At 61.2% G+C, this 27,000-nt stretch carries 22 protein-coding genes and 2 pseudogenes; 9 read left to right on the top strand and 15 right to left on the bottom strand.

The genetic code is table 11. The features are described 5' to 3' along the window. Positions 1 to 14 precede the first annotated feature (14 nt). The 5 genes from ACNA0J_RS17695 to ACNA0J_RS17675 form a co-directional block, all read right to left on the bottom strand. A complete protein-coding gene (locus ACNA0J_RS17695; protein ID WP_415820167.1) occupies positions 15 to 1,121 on the bottom strand; it encodes an NAD(P)/FAD-dependent oxidoreductase in 1,107 nt (368 codons plus the stop codon). Positions 1,122 to 1,134: 13 nt separating this feature from the next. Further along, the gene (locus tag ACNA0J_RS17690; protein WP_415820166.1) at positions 1,135 to 1,647 is read right to left on the bottom strand and encodes a flavin reductase family protein; all 513 of its coding nucleotides are present in this window, start codon (positions 1,645 to 1,647) and stop codon (positions 1,135 to 1,137) included. A gap of 48 nt (positions 1,648 to 1,695) precedes the next feature. After that, complete coding sequence (pdxH, locus tag ACNA0J_RS17685; RefSeq protein ID WP_415820165.1) at positions 1,696 to 2,328, bottom strand: pyridoxamine 5'-phosphate oxidase; 633 nt, start codon at positions 2,326 to 2,328, stop codon at positions 1,696 to 1,698. 67 nt (positions 2,329 to 2,395) lie between these two features. Beyond that, on the bottom strand, positions 2,396 to 3,049 hold the full coding sequence (locus ACNA0J_RS17680) for a gamma-glutamylcyclotransferase (protein WP_415820164.1): 654 nt from the start codon (positions 3,047 to 3,049) through the stop codon (positions 2,396 to 2,398). Further along, positions 3,046 to 4,260: an MFS transporter gene (locus tag ACNA0J_RS17675; protein ID WP_415820163.1), complete on the bottom strand. Its 1,215-nt coding sequence runs from the start codon at positions 4,258 to 4,260 to the stop codon at positions 3,046 to 3,048. The genes ACNA0J_RS17680 and ACNA0J_RS17675 overlap by 4 nt, the downstream gene beginning before the upstream one ends. 298 nt (positions 4,261 to 4,558) lie before the next feature. On the opposite strand from ACNA0J_RS17675, the gene ACNA0J_RS17670 reads away from it, so the two are divergent. Beyond that, positions 4,559 to 5,407: a tRNA threonylcarbamoyladenosine dehydratase gene (locus ACNA0J_RS17670; protein ID WP_415820162.1), complete on the top strand. Its 849-nt coding sequence runs from the start codon at positions 4,559 to 4,561 to the stop codon at positions 5,405 to 5,407. 71 nt (positions 5,408 to 5,478) lie between these two features. On the opposite strand, the gene ACNA0J_RS17665 is transcribed toward ACNA0J_RS17670, so the two are convergent. The 4 genes and pseudogenes from ACNA0J_RS17665 to uvrA all read right to left on the bottom strand — a co-directional run bounded on the left by ACNA0J_RS17665 (position 5,479) and on the right by uvrA (position 13,290). Then, on the bottom strand, positions 5,479 to 6,114 hold the full coding sequence (locus ACNA0J_RS17665) for an aminotransferase class IV family protein (protein ID WP_415820161.1): 636 nt from the start codon (positions 6,112 to 6,114) through the stop codon (positions 5,479 to 5,481). Positions 6,115 to 6,241: 127 nt separating this feature from the next. Then, a pseudogene (pabB, locus tag ACNA0J_RS17660) lies at positions 6,242 to 7,298 on the bottom strand (aminodeoxychorismate synthase component I); the annotation flags it as partial. A gap of 1 nt (position 7,299) precedes the next feature. Continuing rightward, positions 7,300 to 7,513, bottom strand: a pseudogene (locus ACNA0J_RS17655) (aminodeoxychorismate synthase component I); the annotation flags it as partial. Between the two features lie 5 nt (positions 7,514 to 7,518). After that, positions 7,519 to 13,290: an excinuclease ABC subunit UvrA gene (uvrA, locus tag ACNA0J_RS17650; protein ID WP_415820160.1), complete on the bottom strand. Its 5,772-nt coding sequence runs from the start codon at positions 13,288 to 13,290 to the stop codon at positions 7,519 to 7,521. A 314-nt stretch (positions 13,291 to 13,604) separates the two neighbouring features. On the opposite strand from uvrA, the gene ACNA0J_RS17645 reads away from it, so the two are divergent. After that, positions 13,605 to 13,733 carry a hypothetical protein gene (locus ACNA0J_RS17645; RefSeq protein WP_005016451.1) on the top strand — a complete coding sequence of 43 codons (129 nt, stop codon included), beginning with the start codon at positions 13,605 to 13,607 and terminating at the stop codon, positions 13,731 to 13,733. Positions 13,734 to 13,909: 176 nt separating this feature from the next. Here the strand turns inward: ACNA0J_RS17645 and ACNA0J_RS17640 are convergent, their stop codons facing one another. Beyond that, positions 13,910 to 14,836 (bottom strand): LysR family transcriptional regulator, encoded by a 927-nt coding sequence (locus ACNA0J_RS17640; RefSeq protein WP_415820159.1) that lies wholly within the window; start codon positions 14,834 to 14,836, stop codon positions 13,910 to 13,912. Between the two features lie 232 nt (positions 14,837 to 15,068). Between ACNA0J_RS17640 and ACNA0J_RS17635 the strand changes: the two genes are divergently transcribed. Next, on the top strand, positions 15,069 to 16,004 hold the full coding sequence (locus tag ACNA0J_RS17635) for a glycosyltransferase family 2 protein (RefSeq protein WP_415820158.1): 936 nt from the start codon (positions 15,069 to 15,071) through the stop codon (positions 16,002 to 16,004). Positions 16,005 to 16,044: 40 nt separating this feature from the next. Here ACNA0J_RS17635 and ACNA0J_RS17630 read toward each other — a convergent pair whose 3' ends face one another. Beyond that, on the bottom strand, positions 16,045 to 16,557 hold the full coding sequence (locus ACNA0J_RS17630) for a hypothetical protein (protein WP_415820157.1): 513 nt from the start codon (positions 16,555 to 16,557) through the stop codon (positions 16,045 to 16,047). Between the two features lie 154 nt (positions 16,558 to 16,711). Here ACNA0J_RS17630 and ACNA0J_RS17625 point away from each other — a divergent pair, with 154 nt between their 5' ends. From ACNA0J_RS17625 to ACNA0J_RS17610, 4 genes are all read left to right on the top strand, one after another. Continuing rightward, a complete protein-coding gene (locus tag ACNA0J_RS17625) occupies positions 16,712 to 17,611 on the top strand; it encodes a DMT family transporter (RefSeq protein WP_415820156.1) in 900 nt (299 codons plus the stop codon). 60 nt (positions 17,612 to 17,671) lie between these two features. Beyond that, on the top strand, positions 17,672 to 19,345 hold the full coding sequence (gene ettA / locus ACNA0J_RS17620) for an energy-dependent translational throttle protein EttA (protein WP_415820155.1): 1,674 nt from the start codon (positions 17,672 to 17,674) through the stop codon (positions 19,343 to 19,345). A 24-nt stretch (positions 19,346 to 19,369) separates the two neighbouring features. Beyond that, a complete protein-coding gene (locus tag ACNA0J_RS17615) occupies positions 19,370 to 19,903 on the top strand; it encodes an isochorismatase family protein (protein WP_415820154.1) in 534 nt (177 codons plus the stop codon). A gap of 181 nt (positions 19,904 to 20,084) precedes the next feature. Continuing rightward, positions 20,085 to 20,306, top strand: a complete 222-nt coding sequence (locus tag ACNA0J_RS17610; protein ID WP_094820162.1) for a glycine zipper 2TM domain-containing protein — start codon at positions 20,085 to 20,087, stop codon at positions 20,304 to 20,306. Between the two features lie 166 nt (positions 20,307 to 20,472). Here the strand turns inward: ACNA0J_RS17610 and minE are convergent, their stop codons facing one another. From minE to ACNA0J_RS17590, 4 genes are all read right to left on the bottom strand, one after another. Then, positions 20,473 to 20,733 (bottom strand): cell division topological specificity factor MinE, encoded by a 261-nt coding sequence (gene minE, locus ACNA0J_RS17605; RefSeq protein ID WP_094819981.1) that lies wholly within the window; start codon positions 20,731 to 20,733, stop codon positions 20,473 to 20,475. A 3-nt stretch (positions 20,734 to 20,736) separates the two neighbouring features. Next, a complete protein-coding gene (gene minD / locus ACNA0J_RS17600; protein ID WP_415805700.1) occupies positions 20,737 to 21,555 on the bottom strand; it encodes a septum site-determining protein MinD in 819 nt (272 codons plus the stop codon). A gap of 125 nt (positions 21,556 to 21,680) precedes the next feature. Beyond that, entirely contained in the window at positions 21,681 to 22,640 is a 960-nt protein-coding gene (gene minC, locus ACNA0J_RS17595; RefSeq protein ID WP_415820153.1) for a septum site-determining protein MinC, read from the bottom strand. Positions 22,641 to 22,648: 8 nt separating this feature from the next. After that, positions 22,649 to 24,412 carry a glutamine--tRNA ligase/YqeY domain fusion protein gene (locus tag ACNA0J_RS17590; RefSeq protein WP_415820152.1) on the bottom strand — a complete coding sequence of 588 codons (1,764 nt, stop codon included), beginning with the start codon at positions 24,410 to 24,412 and terminating at the stop codon, positions 22,649 to 22,651. Between the two features lie 115 nt (positions 24,413 to 24,527). Between ACNA0J_RS17590 and ACNA0J_RS17585 the strand changes: the two genes are divergently transcribed. Then, positions 24,528 to 25,871 carry a cytochrome ubiquinol oxidase subunit I gene (locus ACNA0J_RS17585; RefSeq protein WP_415820151.1) on the top strand — a complete coding sequence of 448 codons (1,344 nt, stop codon included), beginning with the start codon at positions 24,528 to 24,530 and terminating at the stop codon, positions 25,869 to 25,871. After that, complete coding sequence (locus tag ACNA0J_RS17580) at positions 25,868 to 26,896, top strand: cytochrome d ubiquinol oxidase subunit II (protein WP_415820150.1); 1,029 nt, start codon at positions 25,868 to 25,870, stop codon at positions 26,894 to 26,896. The genes ACNA0J_RS17585 and ACNA0J_RS17580 overlap by 4 nt, the downstream gene beginning before the upstream one ends. The last annotated feature ends 104 nt before the right edge of the window (positions 26,897 to 27,000 follow it).

The following is a 27,000-nucleotide window of genomic DNA, read 5'->3' as shown; positions in this document are numbered from 1 at the left end:
CGGCGGCGGGAAAATTACGATAACCGAGCGACGGTCTCGTCGGCGATGGCGAGGCTGGCGGTCAGGCCCGGCGATTCGATGCCGAACAGATTGACCAATCCTGCGACGCCGTGCATGGAGGGGCCGGCAATGACAAAATCCGCGGCAGGCTCGTGAGGGCCGGAAATCTTGGGGCGGATGCCAGTATAGCCAGGAGCAAGCGCGCCATCAGGCAAGGCGGGCCAATAGGTGCGGACCGCGTCATAGAACACGTCGGCCCGGCTCGGGTCCAGCGTGTAGTCTTCGACAGGAATCCATTCGGTATCCGGGCCGAATTTGGCTTGCCCGCCCATATCCAGCGTCAGGTGCACGCCCAGGCCGGCGTGCTGAGGCACCGGGTAGATCAGGTGCGAAAACGGCGCCCGGCCGGTCAGCGTGAAATAGCTGCCTTTGCACAGATATTCGTTCGGAATGCTGGCCGGCGGCAGGCCATCGATGTGGCGTGCCAGCGTAGGTGCATGAATGCCCGAGGCATTGATCAATACATTGCACGACAGGCTCATCGCCTCTTCGCCGCCGAACTGCACCTCGAATCCGCCTTCGGGCCGGACGCGGGCCGATTGCATCGGCGTGTAAAAGACGCATTGCGCGCCTGCGTTTTCCGCATCGCCCTGGTAGGCCAGCATCAGTGCGTGGCTATCGACGATACCGGTGGATGGCGACAGCAGGGCGGCCGTGCAGTGCAGGGACGGCTCCAGTGCCATGGCCTCGGCGGCGGTGAGCTTGCGCATATCGTCAACACCATTGGCGAGGGCGCGCTGCGCGATGCCGTCCAGCAAGAGGGCTTCGTCGTCCGTCGTCGCGACAATCAGTTTGCCCAGGCGCTGGTGAGGCACGCCACGTGTGGCGCAATAGTCGTACAGCATGTGTTTGCCGCGCACGCACAATTGCGCCTTGAGGCTGCCGGCGGGATAGTAGATCCCCGCGTGGATGACTTCCGAGTTGCGGGAGCTGGTGCCTGTGCCTATCCCTTCGGTGGCCTCGGCCAACAAGACCTCGCGGCCTTGCAGGGCCAGTGCGCGCGCTACTGCCAGGCCTACGACGCCAGCGCCGACCACGATGCAATCGATGTCAGTACTCATAAGGGAACCGGGTTTATTTTGAGTCAGCGTGAGCCGGGGTCAATTCGAATCCGCCGGCATGAAAAACGAGGGGCGCTTCGGCGGTGTGGCCGCAGCGTTCGACTTCGCCCACCATGATGATGTGATCGCCCTCGACGTAGCGGCTGCGGTTGCGGCATTCGAACCAGGCCGCGCAATACTCATCCAGCATGGGCGTACCGCCAGGGGCCTGGCCTCGGGGCAGCCCGTCAAAGCGCTCGCGGGTATTGCCTGTGGCAAAGCGCCGCGCCAGCGCAATCTGGCCGGCAGACAACACGTTGACCACGTAGCATTCGCATTGTTCGAATACCTCGAGCGAGCTCGACCGGCGGGACAGGCTCCAGAGTATCAGGGGAGGGTCCAGCGAGACCGAATTGAACGAACTGACGGTCAGGCCGATCGGCGCGCCATCGGGAGCGGCCGTCGTGACGACCGTGACGCCGGTGGCAAAACGGCCAAGCGCGGTACGGAAAAAGCTCGCATCGAAGGAAGGGGCTGTATGGGGCATGCAGGCAGCGGTCGGCGGGGGCGAGAGTCGCTCAGGAGGGCTTAGGGTTCAAGGCGACAGGCGATCGATGACCCAGCTGCCTTGGCCGTCGGGCAAATACCGCAGGCGGTCATGCAGCCGCGATGCGCGGCCCTGCCAGAATTCGAACAAGGTCGGTACGAGGCGGTACCCTCCCCAGTGGGGGGGCCGGGGCGGCTGATCGCCGTAACGCTCGCGGAATGTCTGCTCGCGGGCTTCGAGCTCGGCGCGCGTAATGGGCTGGCTTTGCTCCGAGGCCCAGGCGCCCAGGCGGGAGCCCAGCGGACGGCTATGGAAATACGCGTCGGATTCCTCGGCCGAGGCCTTTTCGATGACGCCCTCGATGCGCACCTGACGCTCGAGCGGTTGCCAGAAAAACAGCAATGCGGCGCGCGGGTTGTCCAGCAGGTCACGCCCTTTACGGGACTCGTAATTGGTAAAGAACACAAAACCGCGCGCATCAAAGCCCTTGATCAGCACGGTGCGGGCCGACGGCTGGCCTGTGCTGTCAACGGTGGCCAGCGTCATGGCATTGGGCTCGGGGACCTTGGCCTGCAGGGCTTGGTCAAACCACTGGCTGAACTGTTCGAGCGGCGACGCAGCAGCGGTCTCCTCGAGCAGGACATTTTTTTCGTAGCTTTGGCGCAGATCAGAGACAGACATGAGGCGGGACATCCAGGCGCATCAGAAATCGGGTATCCCCCAGTTTACCGCCTTCGTGAGATGGGGTTCAGTTATCGGGCAGAGGGTCGGCCTGTTCTTCGAGTTGCCGGGCGATCCGGTCCAGGCGCGCGTCATGTATGCCGGCCTCGCGCAGGGCCGAGGCGGTTTGGACCACATATTCCGTGCAGGGGCCGCAGCTGCCGGAGGCGCGTCGCACGATAGCCAGCAGTTCGGGCTCGGGCAGCGTCCGGATGTAGGCCGGGTTGTCGCGGTTCATGATGAATACCAGCGCGCGTACGGAGCCTTGGTCCGTGGTGCAGTTGATCCAGCGGGGCAAATAGGCGCCGGTGGACATTTCGCGATTCCACAATGCCGGGAAAAAATCAGGGACGGAGTTGCCCGCCAAGCGATAGACCACTCCCCGGCAGGAGCCTCCACGATCGAGCCCGAATACCAGTCCCGGGCATTCCGGGGTGCCACGATTGACTCGAGACCACAAGCAAAGCGCACGATGGTGGCCACGCAAGGTCGCCAGCCGGCGTTCCTGAAAATCGAAATCGGGGCGCCAGATCAGGGAACCGTAGGCGTAGACCCAGACGTCTTCGCCCTCGCGCCAATGCTTGAGAGCCTCGTCAAGCGAGGCGCGTCGTTCTTCGGGCGTCCAGAGACGAAAAGGGGGGACAGGGGCGGTGAGGGCGGAAGGAGGGGTCGGCGAATTCACGGCGCGGGAGTTTCTGCGTCTTGCGGGGGGTGACGATTGGCCCAGCCGCCTGCGCTCAGCGCGGCAGCGTAGGCCCAAAACAAGGGAGCGATGCCAATTACCGCACCCAACGCGCCAAAGGTCAATGGCAGAGAGACTTGCGAGGCATTGATGAATGCCATCCGCAAACCCACCGCCTCTGCGGCACGACCATGCGGCGTATGTTGGTGCAGTAGCGACAGCATACTCGGTTGGCAGCATCCCAGGGCCAAACCCAGAACAAAAGATAGCGCAATCAGGACCGCAACGTCGGCGAAAAGCGGGTAAACGAGAAAATCTACCGCCGTGATGACCATGGCTGTGCGCACGAGCGTCCAGGAACGTACGCGCGTCTGGATAAACGGCAATGCCAGCCGAATGAGGAAAGTTCCCAGCGCGAAGGACGCAAGTATGGTGCCGATCGTGGTGGCGGACAGCCCGATGGCGACCCCGAACAGCGGTACGACAAACAGGTGGGTATCCCAGGCGCCCGACAAAATGGTATTGACCATCAGGATGCGCCGCAGGGGTGGGAGTTGCAGTAATTCGGTGGCCCGCCGGCGTGCGATCTGCCGCGCAGCGGGCTCTATGCTCTCGTCCACGGCGCGCAGAGCGGGCTGCAGCCGGCGCAGCCCGGCCAGGGCCAGCAGTGGCCCCAGGGTCAAAATGCCGAATGCCAGCCGTGAACCCAAATGATCGATGGCCAGCCCGGCGATGAGCGGACCGCTGAATCCGGAGCCCGCCATGGAGAGCGACAACCAGGAAAAATTGCGCAGGCGGCGCGCAGGTTCGGCATGCCCCAACACATCCTGGGTCGCGACTTGGTGCAACATGAAGCCAGTACCGATGCTACAGGCTGCAATGAGCAGCGTGATCTGGTGTTGGTGGATAAAGGGCAAGACTGTGCCGGTGACAACCAATGCATTGCCCAAGGTGATGGGGCGGCGTATCCCGATACGGTCGATCCACTGGCCGGCCCGTACCGACATCAACATGGGGATGACCGCGAATACCGCGACCAAACTGCCCACAATAAACGTAGATAGCCCCAGTTGCAGGGCAGTTAGCGATACGGTGATGCGTCCGCCGGTGAGGGCGATGTGGTTGAGCATGGCAACCACGCACAGCAGACCCGCTCCGGAAAACTCCGTCGCATGAGAGGAAGAAGAGGGGGAAGGGGCTGAAGTTGACACTGATGCGGCATTAACTTCTGCGATTTTGATCTTAAGTCTCCGGGGTGTCGAGAGAGCGCAGCCGGGCAATTTGATGGAACAAGAAAACCGAACGGCACATTTGTCGGCATATAGCCGCCCGGTTGGGATGAACTGATGTTAATTAATTGATAGATCACAGAAGTTGTGATTTCCCAGGGCGCGACGCGCATCGAATCAGAGATTGTCAGGGTGTGTCCTTATTGCAACGTTTGGCCGAAGCTGGGTCGTTTTGTGTGGATTGCGCTGTGCGGTACGCCGTCGTGGGAAAATAGCGCCCATGGATATTTCACCTACCTTGGATGACGTCGACGCCGAACGCCGTTTTGGTGGTTTGGCGCGCCTATATGGCCCGGATGCGCCGGCTCGTTTGCGAGAGGCACACATTGCAGTGGCGGGTTTGGGCGGAGTGGGGTCCTGGGTTGCAGAGGCGCTGGCCCGATGCGGCGTGGGGGCGTTGACCCTGATCGATCTGGACAACATCGCGGAATCCAACGTCAATCGGCAGATTCATGCCCTGACCTCAACCATCGGGCAGTCCAAGGTCGACGCCATGGCGGATCGGATTCAGGCGATCAACCCGGCGTGCGTGTTGACGCGTGTCGAGGATTTCGTCGAGCCCGGCAATATCGATCAGGTGTTGCCTGGGCCGTATGCCGTGTTGGTCGATTGCACGGATCAGGCAGCGGCCAAAATCGCGATGGTGCTGTATGCCCGCGAGCGCCGCGTGCCACTGCTATTGTGTGGCGGCGCGGGGGGCAAGACGGATCCGCTGGCCTTGCGCGCGGGGGATTTGTCGCAGGCGGTAAACGACGCGCTACTGGCCAAGCTGCGCAATCAATTGCGCCGCCAGCACGGATTTCCCAAGGCCAGCGACGCACGCGGCAAGGCGCTCAAACGGGTCCCGCGCATGGGAGTGAGAGCGCTCTGGTTCGATCAGCCGGCGATCATGCCCGCGGCTTGGGCGCGCGCTGCCGAGGTGACCGACGATATGGGGGCCGCCGCTCAGACGGTTGCGCCGCAGGGACTGTCGTGCGCGGGATATGGCTCTGTCGTGACGGTGACGGCAGCGATGGGGATGGCCGTCGCTAACGAGGCGTTGCAACTGGCGTTGAAAGCAAAGGCGTAGTCAACGCCTGAACGTCTTCCCCTGTTTAACGTCGGCGCCGGCCGCTTGAGGCCGGCCATGCTACGCATGGATCAGACTGATCGCAAGGTGACGTCGAACCAGCCGCGCAGCGCGTTGGACAGGCGTATGCCTTCGGCCTGATGCAGGTCTTGCGCGCTCAGGGTGCGTTCGTGCACCGACTCTCGATCGAGCAACTCCGCGCGCTGCACGCCCGGCAGGCAGCCGCTGCTGGTTGGAGGCGTGTACCAGACACCCCGGATCAGCAGATAAACGTTGCTGCGGCTGCCTTCGCAGAGCTCCCCGCGTTGATTCAGGTACAGCAGGTCGAATACGTCGGGATGCGCGGCCAGCCAGCTCGCGGCGTCGGTGTACCAGGGGCGATAGGTGGTTTTGTAGCGCAGCAGGGGTTCGTCTGCGTCCAGTACCTCATCAGACAGCATGATGTGCTGAACGTCGGGCAACGCGGGCAAGGGGGCCGTTTGGACAGTGCGGTGTCCCGTGCGATTGAGCAGCAATCGCAGCCGGTGCATACCGGGTGTGGCCAGCATGGATAGCGCGGAATACAGGGCCCGTTCGATTTCCAGCGCACCCGCCCATGGATAGTCCAGCGCGGCGCAACTGGCTTCCAGGCGGGCCAGGTGGCGGGGCAGCAGGGGGATGTTGCCGTCTGCGTCGACAAGCATGGTTTCGATCAGCTCAGCGGACATGATCTGAATCTCGAGTGCAGGAAAAACGGCCCGGTGATGGAATGCGGGGGTGAGTTGGAATGTTATCCGATGATGGAGTGAGAGGCCGATGCCGGTGCGGCCGCCGCAGCCGTGCCGCGGCAGATAACTATGCCGGTCCCGACGCAGAGGCTGGCATGGCATCCTGCAAGAGCCGAGCTTTCCACTGGCACTCCTGCCATTCCAGTTCCGGATCCGAGTCGTGCACGATGCCGCCTCCGACGCTATAAACCCCTTGGCCAGTTTGATCCAGCACCAGCGTCCGAATCGCGACGTTCAGCGAAAAATCCCCATCGGGCGCGAGCCAGCCGATGGCCCCGCAGTACAGGCCGCGCGGTGCGATTTCCATTTGGCGGATGCGCCGCATGGCGGCGATCTTGGGCGCGCCGGTAATCGAGCCGCAAGGAAACAGGGAGTGCAGGATCTGGCTGAACGTCGCGTCCGGGACCTCGGCGGTCACCGTGGAGGTCATCGTCCACACGGTGGGGTAGCGTTCCAGGGTGAATAGCGCAGGCACCTGGACCGAGCCAGGGCGGGCCAGGCGGCCGAGATCATTGCGCAGCAGGTCCACGATCATCAGGTTTTCTGCGCGATTTTTGGCGCTGGCGTGCAGTTCGCGGCCGAGCCGTTCGTCTTCGATGGGATCTGGATGGCGTGGCGAGGTGCCTTTCATCGGGCGTACCGTCAGGCGGGCGCCCTCTCGCCGCACAAACAACTCTGGGGAAAACGACAGTACGGTGCGTTGGCCGTCTTCGATATAGGCGCCGTGGGCTACCGGATGGCGAGCTGCGAGGTGTTGGTAAAGCGAACGTGGGTCGCCTTGCAGCTGTACATCCAGAGGCAGGGTGTAGTTCACCTGATAGAGTTCGCCCGCGGCTATCAGCTGGCGGATGGCTTCGATCTGGCGCAGATAGTCTGCTCGTGCCATGCGAGGCCGGATGGAAGTGATATGTGCGGCTGGTACATGCCGAGTCGTTATGTCTGCGGTATTTGCGGAGCCGGGGGAGGTCGAGGCAGGGACCTCGCTTGCGTGCAGGGTGGGCGTGTTTTCCGCAGTCCGTGTCGGTACGGTGTTCTCCGCCGGCCACGGCGCTTCAACGGTCATGCGCTCGAATACCAACCCTGCCAGGCGAGCTGTGCCATCGGCGACTTGCCGTGTTGCCGCGNCGCCTGTGGGCGGCGGCAAGGTGGTTTCGGGGGCCAGCCATTCCCCCAGCTCGTAGTCGAGCAGCAGCGCGACCCAATACCCTGCGCGGCGCGCGGCCTCGATGGCGTCCAGCGCGGCAGGCAATTCCTCGCGGTGACGGGCTTCGATGCGTTGGCGCAGGCGCTGCAGATTCAGTGCACGCCCGGCCAGACGATCTTCAAAACGACATTGCATGATGCTTACTGCTGTTGTGCGAGAAATTCCGTCAAGACACGGCCGGTATGCGAGCGTTCGCGCAAGGTCATCACGTGTTCGGGCGAACCCTCGGCGACCAGTTGGCCGCCTCCGGTGCCGCCCTCGGGGCCGAGGTCGAGCAGCCAATCGGCCTCGGCGATCACGTCCAGATTGTGCTCGATCACGACAACAGTATTGCCTGCCTCGACCAGGCGATGCAGCACGTGAATCAGTTTTTCCACATCGGCCATCGACAGGCCGACCGTCGGCTCGTCCAATACATACAGCGTGTGCGGAATGCGCGAAGCACGGCCTGTCGTGATGACGCCCTCGGTCAAGCGGGCTTTCGACAGCTCTGTGACCAGCTTGATGCGCTGCGCCTCGCCTCCGGATAGGGTGGGCGAGGGTTGCCCCAGTGTCAGGTATCCCAGCCCCACGTCCTGCATCAGTTGCAAGGGACGATGAATTTTGGGATGCGCGGTGAAGTAGCCCAGCGCATCGTCGACCTCCATGTTGAGCAACTCGCCCGCGTTTTTGCCGCGCATTTGTACTGACAACGTGTCGCTGTTGAAGCGTGCGCCGTTGCAGGCATCGCAGGGCACTTTGACGTCGGGCAGGAAGTTCATTTCGATGGTGCGCATGCCCTGGCCTTCGCAAATGGGGCAGCGGCCATCGCCGGTGTTGAACGAGAACCGTGCGGCGCTCCATCCGCGCATGCGGGCCTCGCGCGTATCGGCGAATTGGCGGCGCACGTCATCCCAGAACCCGATATAGGTGGCCGGGCAGGACCGCGGGGTTTTGCCGATGGGTGTCTGGTCGACTTCCAGGACGCGATCGATCGTCTCCCAGCCGCTGATGCGTTCGCAGCCGTTCCAGCGCGGGGCTTTGGATTGCGAGACGGCTTGCAGCAGGTTGTCGAGCAGGACCTCGCGTGCGAGCGTGGACTTGCCGGATCCGGACACGCCCGTGACGACGCTGAGACGGCCAATGGGAATTCGGGCATCGACATGGCGCAGATTATGCAGGTGTGCGCCATGGATCTGAATCATCTGCGTGTCATCGTCGACCGCGCGGCGGCCATTGAGCGGATGCTTCAAGGGCTTGGCCAGATAACGGCCGGTGACCGACTCAGGTGCGTCGATCAGGTCCTGCGCGCTGCCTTGCGCCACAACGCGGCCGCCGCGCACGCCTGCGCCGGGGCCAATGTCGATGATGTGCGAGGCACGGCGGATGGTGTCGTCATCGTGCTCCACCACGACCAGCGTATTGCCGTTGCCTTCGAGACGGGCCAGGGCGTCCAGCAATATGCGGTTATCACGTGGATGCAGGCCGATGGTGGGCTCGTCCAGCACGTAGCACACGCCTTGCAGGTTCGAGCCCAACTGTGCCGCGAGCCGGATGCGTTGGGCTTCGCCGCCCGACAAGGTGGGTGCGGCACGATCCAGCGCCAGATAATCCAGGCCGACCTCTTTCATGAAATTCAGGCGGCCGCGAATTTCCGTCAGGATATCGCGCGCAATTTCGCCCTCGCGGCCGCGCGCAACCAGGCCGGTGAAAAAGGTGTGTGCCTCGGAAACCGGCATGGCGGCGAGCTCGGCGATGGAGCGGTCACGCCAGCGCACGGCTCGCGCTACGCGATTCAGGCGCTGGCCATCGCAGACCGTGCAAGTGTGAGCCTCGCCATCGTAGCCCGCGTTCCAGGCGGATTCCTCGCCGGTTTGCTCGGCGTCGAAATCCTGCAGTTGTACGCCCGTGCCAAAGCATCCCGTGCACCAGCCATGTTTGGAGTTGTACGAAAACAGGCGTGGGTCCGGCTCTGGAAAGCTGGTGCCGCACGAGGGGCAGGCGCGTTTGACCGAGAAATGCTGCTGCTGCAGCTCGCTGTCGAGCGCCTCGTGCAGTTTGTTGACCGGCCAGACCATGCTGAGGACGCCTTGGCCGTGTTCCAGGGCCTGTTTGACGGCATTGCGCAGCGCCGCCTCGTTGTCGGGATCGACGATCAGATCGGCGATCGGCAACTCGATGGTGTGTTCCTTGTAGCGATCCAGGCGCGGCCACGGACTGACGGGAATGAACGTGCCGTCGACCCGCAAATGCGTGTAGCCCTTGGAGCCCGCCCACTTGGCCAAATCGGTGTAGTAGCCCTTGCGTGCAGTGACCAGCGGCGCGAGCAGGCCGATATGCTGGCCCTTGTGCTCGCGCAACAGGCGCGCCACGATCTGGTCGGTGTTTTGCGGCTCGACGGCGACCTGGCAGTCGGGGCAATATTGCGTGCCCAGCTTGACGTACAGCAGGCGCAGAAAATGGTGAATCTCCGTCATTGTGGCGACGGTGGATTTACGCCCGCCGCGGCTGGTGCGCTGTTCGATCGCGACCGTGGGCGGAATACCGAAAATCGCGTCCACATCCGGCTTGCCCGCAGGCTGCACGATGGCGCGCGCGTAGGCATTCAACGATTCCAGATAACGGCGTTGGCCCTCGTTGAACAGGATGTCAAAGGCCAGCGTGGATTTGCCCGAGCCCGAGACGCCGGTGATGACGGTGAACTTGTCGTGGGGAATCTCGACGTTGACGTTTTTCAGGTTGTGTTCGCGCGCATTGCGTATCTCGATGGCTTGCGCCTGGCGCCGGCGGCGCATGAGAGATTGCAGCGGCGTACCGGCGCTTTCCGCATAGGTGGCGGCGGGCTCGGCCAATGTGAGGGCGGAAGAGGCTGACGCGGCGTCAATGTCAGTATCTCCAGCCGTGACTGCCTCGATGGCCTGGCTCGGCAATACGCTGACTTCGTAGTCGCGTAACGCCGTCCCGGTATGCGAGTGCGGGTTGTCCATCAAGTCTTGCGGGGTACCGACACCTACGACGAGGCCGCCGGCGTCGCCACCTTCGGGGCCCAGGTCGATCAGCCAATCTGCGGCGCGGATGACGTCGAGATTGTGTTCGATGACCAACAAGGTATGGCCTGCCGCGAGCAGCTTGCGGAATGCGCGCATCAGGCGCGACACATCGTCAAAGTGCAGTCCGGTCGTCGGCTCGTCGAACAAGAACAGGCTGCCTTTTTTAGCAACCTTGGCGGTCGAGATGCCACTGCGCGCGGCTTCGGCCAAATGGCCGGCGAGCTTCAGGCGCTGGGCTTCGCCGCCGGATAACGTGGGGACGGGTTGTCCTAATCGTACGTATTCGAGACCCACATCGGCCAAGGGCGCCAGCCCGGTCTGCACATCGCGCAAGCCTTTGAAAAATTCCAGGGCCTCGCTGACGGTCATCTCCAGGACCTCGTCTATCGAGGCGTTCTTGCCCAGGTGTTCGATGCGCACCTCGAGGACTTCGGGACGGAATCGCCGTCCGTCGCAATCGGGGCAACGCAGATAGACATCGGACAGGAACTGCATCTCGACATGCTCGAAACCGGTGCCGCCGCAGGTGGGGCAACGCCCGTCGCCGCTATTGAAACTGAACGTGCCTGCGGTGTAGGCGCGTTCCTTGGCGAGCGGCGCTTGGGCAAAGAGCTTGCGGATCGCATCAAAGGCCCCGACATAGCTTGCCGGATTCGATCGTGCGGTCTTGCCGATAGGCGTCTGATCGACCATGACCACGTCGGCAATCTGCTCGGCGCCCAGCAGGCGTTCAAACGGGCCGGGGGCCTCGGAGGGCTTGCCTTGGTATTTGAGCAGGGCCGGATACAGCACATCCTGGACCAAGGTCGATTTGCCCGAGCCCGACACCCCGGTAACACACACGAGACGGCCGAGCGGCAGTTCGATAGAGACGTTGCGCAGATTGTGTGCGGTCGCGCCCTCTAATAACAGGCGCGGCGTGTTGGCAGCGACGGGCATGGGGCGCGGCGCCTCGACACGTTGGCGTCCGCCCAGGTAGTCGCCAGTGAGCGTGTGAGAACTGCGCAACTGGGCGGGCGTGCCGTCGAACACAATACGTCCGCCGCGTTCGCCCGGACCCGGCCCGATGTCGATGATGCGATCCGCAGCCACCATGACTTGAGGGTCATGTTCGACGACGACCAGGGTATTGCCGGCCTGGCGCAACCGATGCATGACTTCGACGACGCGGTGCATGTCGCGCGGGTGCAGCCCGATAGACGGCTCGTCCAGGACGAACAGGGTGTTGACCAGCGAGGTGCCCAACGCCGTGGTCAGGTTGATGCGTTGTACTTCGCCGCCAGACAAGGTGCGGCTTTGACGGTCCAGCGTCAGATAGCCCAAGCCCACGTCGCAGAGAAATTTCAATCGCGCGCGGACTTCGGTCAGCAGCAGATCGGCGGCGGCATCCAGCACGCCGGTAAACGAGAGCGTGTCAAAGAAGCTGCGCACGCGTTCGATGGGCAACTGCATGACATCGTGAATCGACAGGCCGTCCAGGGACTCGAGCTGTTCACGGCTCCAGGCCGCGCCTGCGGGCATGAAACGCGTATAGCGCCCGTCGCCCGGCGGCAGAACTGCATCGGCCTCGGCCTTGGTCCCCAAGCGCCACAGCAAGGCATCGGACTTGAGACGCGCGCCATGACACGTCGGGCAGGGGGTATAGCTGCGGTATTTGGACAGCAGTACGCGCACATGCATTTTGTAGGCGCGGCTTTCCAGCCAGGCAAAGAATCGATGTACACCGTACCACTGGGTTTTCCAGGCGTTGTTGCCGCCTTTCCAGTCGGGATCGCCATGCAGCACCCAATGGCGCTGTTCCTCGGTCATGGATTTCCATGGCACAGAGAGCGGGATACCCGCGCGCGGTGCGTATTTGGCCAAATCGTCCTGGCATTCCTTGTACGAGGGCGTTTGCCAGGGCTTGATGGCGCCTTCGTTCAAGGTTTTGTTTTCGTCAGGGATGACCAGGCCGTAATCGATGCCGATGACGCGCCCAAACCCGCGGCAGGTTTCGCAGGCGCCGAGCGGCGAGTTAAAGGAAAAACTGCTGGGTAGCGGATCGGTGTATTCGATATCGCAGTCTGCACAGTGCAGGCGATCGCTGTATTTCCAGACCTGTGCGTCGGCGCCTTCGTCGTCGAGCGCATGAACGGCCATGTGGCCGCCGCCCATGCGCAGCGCGGTATCCAGCGCCTCCATCAGGCGTTCGCGTTCTGCGCTGGAATGACGGAATCGGTCTTGCACTACGTGCAGAATGCGGCGTTCGTCGTTGGTCGTTGCGGTTTTGGCCTTGCTGGCGGTCTTTGCGCGTTTGCTGGCGACCCTGGTTGCCGACGGTGCACGGGTTTCTTCGTGGTGCACGCGGGTGTAGCCCTGCTGCTCGAGAAAGCCGCGAACCTCGTCTTCTGTGAAGTTGGCGGGTACGGCAATCGGGAACGTAATGACTAGGCGCGGGTCGCCCGCCGCCGGTGCGCGCCGCGCCAGCGAGGCGGCAATCGAGTCGGGCGTATCGCGCCGCACGAGCTTGCCGCAGCCGCGGCAGTAGAGCTTGGCGCCGCGCGCGAAGAGCAGCTTGAGATGATCGTTCAGCTCGGTCATCGTGCCCACGGTGCTGCGCGAGCTGCGCACCGGGTTGGTCTGGTCGATGGCGATGGCGGGCAAAATGCCCTCGATGCGATCGACCTGGGGTTTGTCCATGCGGTCCAGAAACTGGCGTGCATAGGGCGAAAAGGTTTCGACGTAGCGGCGCTGGCCCTCGGCATAGAGCGTATCGAACGCCAGGGAGCTTTTGCCTGAGCCCGACACGCCGGTAATGACGACGAGCTCGCCGGTGGCGAGCGTCAGATCCAGGTTTTTCAGGTTGTTTTGGCGGGCGCCGACGATGCGAATTTGAGAGCTCATGACGAGGGAACGATGCGTGGACGAAGCGGAATCAGACCAGAATCCGCGGACGATAGGATATCGCTGAGATATCTGTATATTTAAACAGTATCTTAGATTACCGCTAATCCGTGTAATTGTCGCGTGAATATCCTTGGCCAGGGCTGGGGCCGGGCTCGATTTGGCTGCTGGCAGCGTTTAAGGCTACAATGCTGAGTTATCCAATTTCTGCCACCAGCCTGTGGCCCGTCAGTATTGCAGCGTAGTTTGTCTATGCTTTGATACTGGGAACGTCGGGCGGGTTTGGGCACTATCGAACCTTACCGGAGATCATCATGGCTGAGCGCAAACGTGTGCGTCGTAACACCCTGGAACGCCGTTGCCTGGGCAAGTCTTTCAAGCGCTTGTTCGTCAACGCCCCCAAAGGTGTTTTCAAGATGCTGGAAAAAATCAAACGCGTGTAATTCTTGCGCCTTGATGTAAAAAACCACCGATTATGTCGGTGGTTTTTTTTTTGCCGCCGGGCCGCCCCAAGGCAAAAAACGGCCCCCTCGGGGGGCAGCAAGCCGAAGGCGCAGCGTGGGGGCTTTTTTTACCGCCGGGCCGCCCCAAGGCAAAAAACGGCCCCCTCGGGGTATGTTTAAACAACCGGGTCCAGCCAAGGACGCAGAAAATCCATGAAGGCCCGCGTTTTGGCGGGCATCACAGGGGTCGGCAGTTCGGCATAGACCGAGAGGGGCTCCAGGCGCCATTGCGGCAGGATGCGCCGCAAGGCGTTGCTGTCGATGATGGGAGCCAGGGCTCGGCAATTGGGCAATCGGGTGATGCCCATGCCCAAGCCAGCCAATGAGCCAATCACACTGATACTGTTGCCCGCGATAGCGCCTTTGACGGCTACACGTTCGCTGTGTTGGCCGTTATGCAGCACCCAGAATGAATGTTCCGGGTCGATCGTGGTACGAAAGCACTCGTGCTCTGACAGGTCGGAAGGCTGCTGCGGTTCGCCGTGTTCGCGCAAATAGTCGGCCGACGCGTACAGATGAGTGTCCAGCGAGGCAATTTCCTGCGCGATCGATTCTTCGGCGGCGCCAGGCTCTGACGCGGGGGCGCTGCGGCCGAAACGCAGGACCAGATCGAACGGGCCGCCTTGCGAGTTTTCGGCGGCTTTCATGCTCATGTCGAACTCGCATTCCAAATCGGGGTAGCGTTCGGTGAAGGCCTTTAACGCATCAGGCAACAGCCAGATCGCGATGCTGTAGGGGATCGCAATGGTGAGCCGTCCCTGCGGACTGGCTGACAGGGTCTGCAGTTGTTCATGCGCCAGGCGGGCTTCGTCAACGAGACCTTGGCATCGTCGCAGGTAAGCGGCGCCGGCATTGGTCAGCTCCAGGCGCCGGGTGTTGCGGTTGATGAGCCGTAATCCAATCGCTTGTTCCAGTTGGCCGATGCGGCGTGACAGCGTCGAGGTCGGCATGGCGAGCGCTCGTGCGGCCAGACTGAAGCTCTTGCGGCGAGCAACTTCGACAAACAGCGCGATATCGTTTAACTGGATAGGATGAGTGTCCATAGGTCGTCCGTGGCAGCCGCCAGAGTTTACCTGCTGGATGGCATTTTGTTCGCGGGTGGCGTCAGACAATGACGACATGCCTGTTTCACTACGGCAGAATTTGCAAAATTTGTTTTCAAAATGGCTGTTTCGGAATACCTCCCGGGTCTAAATATCCTCCTACACTTACCCAGTTTTTACTTGTAAGCAGCGTGGCTGCCGTTGGCGCGCTTGCGCAGACCTGTTTGATTGCATGAGTGAGCCTCAATACACGTTCACGATACTGACGCCCACTTATAACCGGGCAGGCACTCTGTATCGTGTGTACGAATCCCTGAAACGGCAGGTTTGTCGTGATTTCGAATGGTTGGTCGTAGACGACGGATCGACGGATCGGACTCACGAAGCGGTCCGGGCATGGCAGGCCGAGGCCGAGTTTCCCATCAGATATATCTGGCAGAAAAACCAGCATAAAAAAACGGCATTCAATCGAGGCGTACGTGAGGCGTATGGCGAGTTCATCATTACGCTGGACAGCGATGATGAGATGCCGCCGGAGGGACTGCAGATATTGAAGGACGCCTGGGAACAGATTGCGCCGGATCAACGCGAGCGATATGTGGGCGTGATGGGCCTATGCGCCCGGCCCGACGGTGACATTGTGGGAGATCGTTTCCCGCAGGACATTTTCGATGCGTCCGCCGTCGATCTGTATTTCCGTTATCGAATCAAGGGCGAAAAATTCGGCAGTCTGCGTACGGCTGTGCTGCGCCGTTTTCCTTTTCCCGAGGATGTGGCGGGCTTTGTGCCCGAGAGCCTGATCTGGTGGGCGATGGCGCGGGCGGGATACTTGAACCATTGTATTAACCGCGTGGTTCGGGTTTATCACCCGAGCCCGGACGGGTTGAGCAGGGGGGCGGTATCGATTCGCAATAATGCGCAGGGCCTGTATTTGCTGGCGTGGGATGTGCTCGAACACCACATGGAGTGGTTCCGGTTTCGGCCCAAGGATTTCTTGATGGCTGCTGCGCGGTTTACGCGGTTCCGATTGGATCTGGAGCACTCGGGCGTACCCACGGCAGTGCAGGCCTATCCGCTGACTCGGCCGACAGCCAAGATGCTGGTGGGGTTGATGTGGCCGGTGGGCTATATGTTGTACCGGCGGGATCAGCGGCGCGGAGTGGCTTAGGTCCCACCAGGATGATTTTTACCTGGCCCGCTCCCCGGTTTCAGTGAATGCGATGTCCAGGAGGGAGAGCGGCGTCGTAGTCGCCGTCATCATCCTCGTCATCATTTTCCTCTTCTTCCTCGTCTACATCAGGCAAGGGCTCATCGGACAGCGCAAAGGGCAGGACGTCCAGCAGGTCGTCGGACCAGGCGGTTTCTTCGCCGGATTGGTCCAGTTTGACGAAGCGTTCGCCTTCGGCCAGAGTGATCTGGATGGCCCAGAGGTAGAGGCAATCGTAGGTATCATTGTCGGTGGGGCTGAGGCCGCCACGATTACCCAGGAGGCGGGCCTGCGGCCCTCCCAGTTGGACATGGGGTTGCTCATCGTCTTTGGCGCTTTGCTCGACGGGTATGCCAAAGCTGACCCATTCGGTGCCTTCGTCACCCAGCACGACTTCGGCCAGAACGGGTTTGCCTAGGTAGGCGCTGAGGGCGTCAGCGGTTTTGGCGAGCATGTCGAGCTCCTGGGAGCTGAAATGCGTCAATGAGGCCGGGGGCGTGGAGGAGGCGGTCATGATGGGTCCTGATAGGGGCACTGCGTGCGATCCAGGCAATGCCGGTTGCAGCCGTATATACGAAACCCATATTGTCGCTCGTTTCTCAAGCACGGCGGCGATGTTCACGATACAGCGCTAATATCGCGGCTTTGCTTGCGCAAAGTCTGTTGTCATGTCGAATGCTGTAACGGCGCCATCGGCGCGCCATATGTTGTTTCCACTATTGGCGGCGTTGATCTGGTCATTGAATATGGTGGTGACCAAGATGGCGGCCGATGTGATTGAGCCGGCCGTGATCGGGTTTTATCGCTGGGTGCTGGCCGGCGTGATCCTGACGCCTTTTGTGTTGCCCGGCGTATTGCGTGGCTGGCGTGCGATCGTGCCGCATCTGGGCAAGCTGGCCGTATTGGGCGCGCTAGGGATGGCGGTGTATCAAGGGTTGATTTATGTGGCGGCGGCGACGACCACGGCGACCAATATGGGCATCATCACTGCCATGGTGCCGCTATTGACGATTGTGCTGGTTTGTATCGTGCTGCGAGAGTTGCCGGCCTGGACGGCGGTGGCGGGCGGCGCCTTGTCGCTGCTCGGGTTGGGCGTATTGCTCGGCGAGGGGAATCCCCTGCGCTTGCTTGAGGTCGGCGGCAGCATCGGTGACGGGTTGATGGGCGTGGCGGCGCTGGCTTATGCGATGTATGGCGTGTTGCTGCGCCGTTGGCCCTTGCCGATCGGGGTGTGGCAGTCGCTTTACGTGCAGGTGTTGTTCGGCATTTTGTTTCAGGTGCCTTCGTTTTTGTTGGCACCGGCTTCGCCGTTGAATGCCAGCAATATTCCGTTGGTCCTGTATGCGGGGATTTTTCCTTCGTTGTTTGCACCGTATCTGTGGATGCAGGGTGTGCGTTATTTAGGACCGAATCGGGCCAGTATTTTTTTGAACCTGATGCCGGTCGGCACGGTAGCGATTGCGGCCTTCATGTTGAACGAGGTGCCGCATAGCTATCACATTGTGGGTGGTCTGATGGCGCTGGCGGGAGTCAGTCTGGCGCAATGGCGGCCGCGCAAGGCTGACTGAGGCTATTCCGGCCTACAATCATGGCTTCCCTCTGATTCGTCTTTTTTTGCATAAGAGTCCATGGCCCAATACGTCTACACCATGAATCGCGTTGGCAAGATCGTGCCGCCAAAGCGACAGATTTTGCGTGATATTTCTCTTTCGTTTTTCCCCGGCGCCAAGATCGGCGTGCTGGGCCTGAACGGTTCGGGCAAATCCACTTTGCTCAAGATCATGGCCGGCGTGGACAAGGAAATCGAAGGCGACGCCGTACCCATGCCGGGGTTGAATATCGGCTATCTTCCGCAGGAACCTCAGTTGAATCCCGAGCACACGGTGCGCGAGGCCGTCGAAGAAGGCCTGGGCGCGGTGGTGAACGCCAAAAAACGGCTGGATGAGGTCTATGCGGCCTACGCCGAGCCCGATGCCGATTTCGATGCCTTGGCGGCCGAGCAGGCCGAGCTCGAGGCGGTGATTGCCGCGGCCGCATCGAGCGGCGCGGACGATATCGAGCACCAGATGGAAATCGCGGCCGATGCGTTGCGTTTGCCGCCCTGGGATGCGACTGTAGGTAATTTGTCGGGCGGTGAAAAACGTCGCGTGGCCTTGTGCCGCCTGCTGCTGTCCAAGCCTGACATGCTGCTGCTGGACGAGCCGACCAACCACCTGGATGCGGAAAGCGTCGAGTGGCTGGAGCAATTCCTGCATAAATTCCCGGGCACGGTGGTGGGTGTGACCCACGATCGCTACTTCCTGGACAATGCGGCCGAGTGGATTCTGGAACTCGACCGGGGTCATGGTATCCCGTGGAAAGGCAACTACAGTTCCTGGCTCGAGCAAAAAGACGCTCGCCTGAAACAAGAAGAAGCCTCGGAATCGGCTCGCCAAAAGACCATCAAGAAAGAACTCGAATGGGTGCGCCAGAACCCGAAGGGCCGTCAGGCCAAGGCCAAAGCCCGTCTGGCGCGGTTCGAGGAGCTGTCTTCGTACGAGTACCAAAAGCGCAATGAAACCCAGGAAATCTTTATTCCCGTGGGCGAGCGTTTGGGTAACGAGGTCATCGAATTCAATAACGTCAGCAAAGCCTATGGCGACCGTCTGCTGATCGACAACCTCAGCTTCAAGGTGCCTCCCGGCGCGATCGTGGGCATCATCGGTGCCAACGGCGCGGGTAAATCTACGTTGTTCCGCATGATTGCCGGCCGCGAGCAGCCGGACTCGGGCAGCGTGGTGCTGGGTCAAACCGTGCAATTGGCCTTTGTCGATCAGTCGCGTGACTCGTTGCAAGACGGCAAGTCGGTCTTCGACGCTGTGGCAGACGGGGCAGATCTGTTGACTGTGGGCAAATTTGAAATGTCGTCGCGGGCTTATCTGGGCCGCTTCAACTTCAAGGGCGCCGACCAGAACAAGGTTGTCGGGCAATTGTCGGGCGGCGAGCGCGGCCGTTTGCATCTGGCCAAGACGCTGGTCGCGGGCGGCAACGTGCTGCTGCTGGACGAACCGTCGAACGATCTCGATGTGGAAACCTTGCGTGCGCTCGAGGACGCCTTGCTCGAGTTCCCGGGCAGCGTGATGGTCATCAGCCACGATCGCTGGTTCCTGGATCGTATCGCGACGCATATCCTGGCATTCGAGGGCGATTCGCAGGTGGTGTTCTTTGATGGCAACTACCAGGAATATGAGGCCGACAAAAAACGCCGTCTGGGCGAAGAGGGCGCCAAGCCGCGCCGTTTGCGCTACAAGGCTTTGAAATAATCTTTGACATAGGTCCTGCTAGCCATGTTGCTCAACGCCGCTGATTCGACATTGTTGATCGTGGATATGCAGGAACGCCTGCAGCCCGCGATTTCCCAGGCAATGGAGTCTGCAGCGGTGGCTCACAAGCTGGCCCAGGGGGCTCGCTTGCTGGACGTGCCTGTCGTCGCGACTCAGCACAGCAGTGCGGCGTTGGGCAAGACCATCGCGCCGTTATGCGAGTCGGTGCAGTCAGTGTTTCAAAAACGGCATTTTTCTGCCGTGCGAGAACCAGGCTTCGAAGCCTGGCTGCCCCCGGCCCGGCGCACGATTCTGGTGGCTGGCTGGGAGGCTCACGTTTGCGTGCTGCAAACGATTGTGGGGCTGCTTGAACTGAATTATCACGCGGTTTTTGTCACCGATGCGGCCGGCTCTCGCCGTCCTGCGGACCACTATGCTGGCCTGCGGCGTATCCGGGCGTCGGGCGCGACGGTCATTACTGCCGAGATGGCCTTGTTCGAATGGATGGAGACTTGCGACCATCCTCGCTTTCGTGACGTGTTACAGCTCGTGAAATAATCCCGACAACAGGCTACGGTCGCGTGGGGCGATCAGGGTTATTACCTACCCATGGATACAATTTATCGGTATCCCTCACAGCCTGGCGGGGCACTTTTTGAGATCCTGACGGTTCATAAGAGTGCGGGGGTGTTTTCGCCGTGGGGCGGCTCGCCGGCAAGAACAGGAGTCTCAAATCATGATGAAAATCGGAACTATCTCGAAAGTGGGTATGGCTATTTTGCTGGCAGTTTCTGTGGCGGGCTGTTCGTCATGGGACAGCATGAGCCGTCGTCAAAAGAGCACGGTGGGCGGCGCAGCCGTGGGCGGTGTGGCCGGTGCCGTGATTACCAACGGTGGTATCTTGGGCACGATCGGTGGCGCTGCGTTGGGCGGTATCATCGGTGATCAGGTCGGCAAATAACGCCAGACTGCAGCGCGAAGCCATGTGCATGGCTTCGTACTGCACAAGGAATGATCACAGGGATAGCGTTTGATTTGCGCTTAGCTGGTATTCCAGGGTTTGATATGACAAAGGGCCCCGACTATACGTCGGGGCCCTTTGTCATATGACAGCCAAGATGCCGCGATCAGGCTTCTTTTTGCGGCATTTCGATTTTGACTTCCAGCACTTCCAGGGTGTCCTGGCGTTCCAGGTGCACCCTGATGTCATCAGGGTTGATGTTCACGTACTTGGAGATGACGGCGACCAACTCTTGCTGCAGTTGCGGCAAGTAGTCGGGCGATGCGCCACGGCCCGTGCGTTCGTGTGCCAGGATGATCTGCAGGCGTTCCTTGGCGACTACCGCCGAAGTTTTTTTCTGCCCAAGCAGAAACGACAGGAAAGACATTGCTTACTTCCCTCCGAATAGGCGCTTGAGCAAGCTGGGTTTGTTGTAGTCCGTGAAGCGCAGTGGTTTTTCTTCGCCGAGATAACGTGCGACGACGTCCTTGTAGGCTTCGGAAACGTCGCTGTCGCGCAAGTGGATGGCGGGCAGGCCCTGGTTGGATGCCTGCAGTACGGCTTCGGACTCGGGAATGACACCGATGAGCTTGATGCGCAGGATGTCTTCGATATCGCTCAAGGACAGCATTTCGCCGTCATTGACACGCTTGGGGTTGTAGCGTGTCAATAGGAGGTATTCCTTGACGGGATCTTCGTCGGCCTCGATGGCACGACGTGATTTGGAGGCCAAAATCCCCAGAATACGATCGGAATCGCGCACCGAAGAGACTTCGGGATTGGTGACGACCAGCGCATCATCGGCGAAATAGGCCGCCATCAATGCGCCTGCTTCAATCCCGGCCGGCGAGTCGCACACAATGTAGTCGAAACCCATTTCCTTGAGTTCTTCGATGACTTTGCCGACGCCTTCTTGGGTCAGCGCATCCTTGTCGCGTGTTTGCGAGGCGGGCAGGACAAACAGGTTTTCCAACTGTTTGTCTTTGATCAAGGCCTGCTTGAGCGTGGCTTCGCCCTGGATGACGTTGACGAAGTCATACACGACGCGGCGTTCGCAGCCCATGATGAGATCCAGGTTGCGCAGGCCGACGTCAAAGTCGATCACGGCGGTTTTGTGGCCGCGCATGGCCAGACCGGAGGAAAAGCTGGCGCTCGTGGTGGTCTTGCCGACTCCACCCTTTCCGGAAGTCACCACAACAATTCGTGTCATGACTGTTTAACCCTTATGTTCGAATAAATCGCGTTATCGTAAAGCAAAAAGCCTATGTAAGGCTTCTTACAAGATGTAGACCTCGTTATCGGATGGTGTATCCGATAACGAGATCCATGTTTGGTTCATTTCTTCAGGGCGTCGACGCGCAGTGTTTCGCCGTCGAGATGCACGAGCGCAGGTTGGTTGTGCAAGGCACTGTCGAGTTTGGCCTCGACGACACGATACACGCCTGCGACTGCCAGCAATTCTGCGTCAAGCTGCGTGGTGAAAATACGCGCCGAGGTATCGCCGCGTGCGCCCGCCATCGCTTTGCCGCGCAAAGGGCCGTACACGTGCACATTGCCATCGGCAATGACTTCGGCACCTTGGCTGACCATGCCGATGACGACCAGATCGGTATGCCGTGCGTAAACGCGTTGACCTGAGCGTAGTGGTTTGGTGATGACCAACGCGGTGGTGGGAACGGCCGGAGCTGGCTCAACTGATGCCGTCTCGGGTGTTGCCGAAACCGCTACTTTGCCGGGGGCATCCTTGCTCGTGGAGGCCGCTGCTTTGCCAGTCTTGGCCGAGCCCTTGTCGGTTTTGGCCGGCGCAGAGGCTTTGTTCGCCGAGGCGTCTTGAGCGGAAGCCGTCGACGTGGTCGCGTTGTCGGAGGCTTCGGCCTCGTTCGTCGCGGCAGATCCCGTCGCTAACGCGGCTGCGGGCACGCCAGGCACCGGTGTCGAGACATGGTTGGGCGGCGCCATCTCTACCGTGGCGGCGGGGCGCGCGACGGGCGTCGACAGCTCGACGGGCGCCAGGCCCGCGGCTTGGGCTGCCTTGAGATTATCGCCTTCGGCGACCACGCCGATGGGAGGCAGGTTGTGGCCGCGCAGCGCGGCGAGCAGGGCCGGCCAATCGATGGGGTCTGTCACGCGGCTGGCGTCGATGACGACCGGTTCGTTTTCAAAAAAACTGCCGGCGTCGGCCATGCGCTGATCCAGGGCGGCGGACAAGCGCGTCAAATCGGCGCTGTGCAGCACCACGCGGATGGCATACAGCGTGGCGCTTTTGAAGTCGAGGGCGAGGGAGTCTGTCGTCATGGTCAAAATCAGGCCGTGGCCCAGGAGTCGCGCAACGTCACGATGCGATTGAGTACGGGGGCCTCGGGGGTGGAGTCCTTGCTGTCCGCGGTGAAATAACCCAGCCGTTCGAATTGCCAGGTAGCACCCGGCGTGGCGACGGTGCCGGGTTCCAGCCAGGCCGTCACGGTTTCGCGCGATTTGGGGTTCAGGCAAGCCAGGAAGTCTTTGTCACCGCCATCGGGATGCGGATCGGCAAACAGGCGGTCATACAGATGCACCTTGGCCGGGATGGCATGCGCCGCGCTGACCCAGGTGATGTTGCCCTTGACTTTGACGCTGTCGGCGCCCGGCGTGCCGCTCTTGGTGTCAGGCAGGTACTCGGCCTGGACCTCGGTGATCTGGCCAGATTCGTCTTTGGTGAAACCGGTGCAGCGCACGACGTAGCCGTATTTCAGGCGGACGGTGTTGCCGGGATACAGGCGGAAGTACTTTTTGGGAGCCTCCTCGCGGAAGTCGTCGCGTTCGATCCAGAGTTCGCGCGAGAACGGAAACTCGCGTTTGCCGGCGTCGGGGTCGTGGGGATTGCGAGGCGCCGAGCAGAGTTCCTCTTGGCCAGCCGGGTAGTTGGTGATGACCAGTTTGATCGGATCCAGCACGGCCACGGAGCGCGATGCGATGGGGTCCAGGTCGTCGCGCACGGCTTGTTCCAGCAGGCTGTAGTCGATGCGCGAGTCGGATTTGGACACGGCGGTGCGATCGCAGAACAGGCGGATGGAGGCCGGCGTGTAGCCGCGGCGGCGCAAGCCGAATATCGTGGGCATGCGCGGGTCGTCCCAGCCGTCGACGTAGCCCTCGCGCACCAGTTGCAACAGTTTGCGCTTGCTGGTGACGATGTAGCTGAGGTTCAGGCGGGCGAATTCGTATTGGCGCGGCAGGGGGCGCGCCAATTTGCCGAGCTCGGCCAGGCGCGCCAGGATCCAGTCGTAGAACGGACGCTGGTCTTCGAATTCCAGCGTGCAGATACTGTGGGTGATGCCTTCGAGGGCGTCTTCGACCGGATGAGCCCAGCTGTACATGGGGTAAATACACCACTTGTTGCCGGTGCGGTGGTGCGTGGCATGCCGCACGCGATACATCACCGGATCACGCAGGTTGATGTTGGGCGAGGCCATGTCGATCTTGGCCCGCAGCACCAGACTGCCGTCGGGGTACTTGCCGTCACGCATGTCGGCCAGCAGGGTCAGCGACTCCTCGGCCGGACGATCCCGCCACGGCGAGGCCTTCCCCGGCTCGGTCAGGGTGCCGCGGTTCTGGCGGATCTGCTCGGGCGTCTGCTCGTCGACGTAGGCATGGCCGGCCTGCACCAGCGCCTGGGCGAATTCGTACATGAATTCGAAATAGTCGCTGGCGAAATACAGGTTGTTGTTACCGTCGGCCTTCCAGTCGAAACCCAGCCAATTTACGGCTTCGATGATGGAGTCGACGTATTCCTGGTCTTCTTTTTCGGGGTTGGTGTCGTCAAAGCGCAGGTGGCAGACCCCACCGTATTCGCGGGCGAGCCCGAAATTGACACAGATGCTCTTGGCGTGGCCAATGTGCAGGTAGCCATTGGGCTCCGGCGGAAAACGGGTGCGGATGCGCGCGGTGTCCGGCTCGCCCTGGGACTGTATCGAGGCTGGGCCAGGCGTGCCGGACCAGCGCTTACCTTGGTAGCGGTTGGCCTGCAGGTCATCTTCGATGATGTTGCGCAGATAGTTGGTGGCGGCAGTCGGAGTCGGGGCGGTGGTCATGCTGAATGGATAGGTGAATGCAGCAGCAAAGCATCAATTTTGCCACGTTCGCACTCCGATGCCGTCGCGGCCCATCTCCCGCGTTCAGGAAACAGGCTCTACACTACCGGCCATCATGGATATTGTTCCCCTCTTGCTGGCTCGGATCCAGTTCACTACCAGCCTCAGTTTTCTGGCGCTATTTATGGCATTGGCGTTCGCGCTGGCCTGGTTGCTGCTGTTTTTCAAATTGCGCGCGCACGGCACCGGGCAGGCCGGATGGACGGCCGCCTATCGATTCTGGGTGCGCATTTTTGCCTTGTCGTTCGTGTTGGCTCTGGCGGCCGGGTTGCCGGTATTGATCCAGCTGGGCAGTCTGTGGCCCGGCCTGATGGACAAAATTGGTAACGTGGCCGCGCCGCTGATCGGCTTTGGCGTGCTGTCGGTGTTTGTCCTGAAATCCTGTTTTCTGGGCGTCATGCTGTTTGGCCAGCGCCGGGTCTCGAACTGGGTGCATACCTTTGCGGTATTCATGGTCGCTGTGGGCCAGGGCGCCGCACTGTTTTGGGTGTTGGTGCTGCAATCATGGGTACAGACTCCCGCCGGCGCGACGCTGATTGACGCCCGTTACCGGGTGCTGGACTGGCAGGAGGTGATATTCAATCCCTCTCTCGGCTGGAATCTCGGGCTGATGGCGTTGTGGTCGCTGCTGGCGGCGGCTTTTTTGATGCTGGGCATTACCGCGTTGCAAGCTTTGCGCCGTCCCTTGCAGGATGGAGAGCGCTGTACGTTCAAGACGGCATTGGTCGTGGCGGTGGTGGCTTCGACGCTGCAGGTCCCGGTCCTGAATGGGGCAGGTCGAGTCATGGCGGAACACCAGCCGGCCAAGGCGGCCGCGGCAGCGGGCTATTGGAAAAGCGGTACTGTGCCGAGTTGGACGGTATCGGGTCTGCCTGACAGTCGGTCGGAGGTCAATCGCTATGACTGGACGCTCGAACAAGCGGGCGGCAGCTGGCTGGGGCGTGATGAGCAGGGGCGTTATCTCGGGCTGGATAAATTTTCCGGCATGCGTCCGCCTGTGGGGCTGACGTTCTGGACGCTGCGTGCGATCTTGGTATTGGGTGTGTTGATGTTGCTCGTATCGTGGGCGACCGCAGCACTGACACTGCGGCGCAAACTGGATCCAGCCCCTTTACCGGCGTGGTGGCTGCGTTGCATGGTGGGCATGTTGTACAGCGGCGGGCTGATGGTGTTGGGGGGCGGAGTGTTTTCATTGGTGGGCATGCAGCCCTATGTCGTCAATGCCACCATTACACAAACCGAAGTCCTGGGGACTGCCAGCACGACCTCGTTGGCGCTGGGGGTAGCAGGCTTTGGCGTGTTGTATATCGTGTTGATTGCAGCGTTTAACGGCATGTTGTTTCATGCGGCTCGTTACGGCGTGGTGCCGGTACGCAAACCCGGAGGACCGTCTCAATGATCGCCGCACTGGCCGCTTCCCTGGGCGTCAACGCCAACGATCCGACGTTCTGGATTCCGTTGGTGTTCATGGGGCTGTTGTTTTTGCTGATTATCGGCGGCGTGGTGCTCGATGGCTTTGATATTGGCGTGGGCATGTTGTTGCCTGTAGCGCCGGTCGATGAGCGCGGACGCATGATGGCGCTGCTGAGCCCCTGGCGCGATGCCAACGAGTTTTGGCCGCTGCTGGGTATAGGCTTGTTCGCCGCGGCTTTTCCGCTGGCGTGGGGCGTTATTTTTGGCAAACTGTATGGGCCATTGGCGCTGATGGCCATGGGCATGATGTTGCGCAGTGTCTCGTTTGAGTTCCGGATTCGCGCTCGCGCCGAGTTGAAATCACGATGGGTGTTCGGGTTCTGGCTGGGGTCGTTGGCGACGGCATTCGGGCAGGGGCTGGTCTTGGGACGTATCGCCACGGGGTATCAGACGGAGGCGGGCTACGGGTGGTTTTCTGTGGTGATGGGCTTGTGTGTGGTGGCTGCCTATGTGCTGCTGGGCGCTGCCTGGCTCGTCATGCGCGTGGACGGGGATTTACAACGCCGTGCAGCCCGCTGGGGACGTCATGCCATTCGCTGGACGGCTGTGGGGATGGTGGCGGCCTCGGTGATGCTGGGGCTGGCTAACGCCGGGATTTTCTACAAGTGGAGCAATCCCGGGGGATTTGCGACGGTTGCAGGGGTCTGGGCGATCATGCTGCTGTGTTTCTCCTGCGCCGAGATGTTGCTGGCTCGTGTGCCCCGGGAGGAGTCGCCGTATCAATGGCTGCCATTTGTGTTGTGCATCGTGCTGTATTGGCTGATGCTGGCGGGGTTGGGGTATAGCTTGTTTCCCTATCTGATTCTGGATGATATGACGTTGTGGGATGGGACGGCGTCGATTGAGTCCATGCGGCTGGTGCTGTCGGCTGCGGTGGTGGGGGTGCCTGTGGTATTGGTGTTTAATCTTTGGGCTTATCGGTCGGTGTTTGGGAAGGAACGGCGGGGGTGACCGTTGGTGCCCGTGGTTGTCGTTGAGTCTGGGCTCGTACGTTCGGTGATNAGTTCTTCTGGCGTCGAGCAGGGGCAATCACGGTGTGGGGGCTTCGCGTGGCC

The sequence above is a fragment of the Bordetella tumbae genome (assembly GCF_965139195.1).
GTDB classification, from domain to species: domain Bacteria; phylum Pseudomonadota; class Gammaproteobacteria; order Burkholderiales; family Burkholderiaceae_B; genus Bordetella_A; species Bordetella_A tumbae.
The sequence above is the reverse complement of the archived record's forward strand: the minus strand, read 5'-3'. Positions and strand labels throughout refer to the sequence as shown.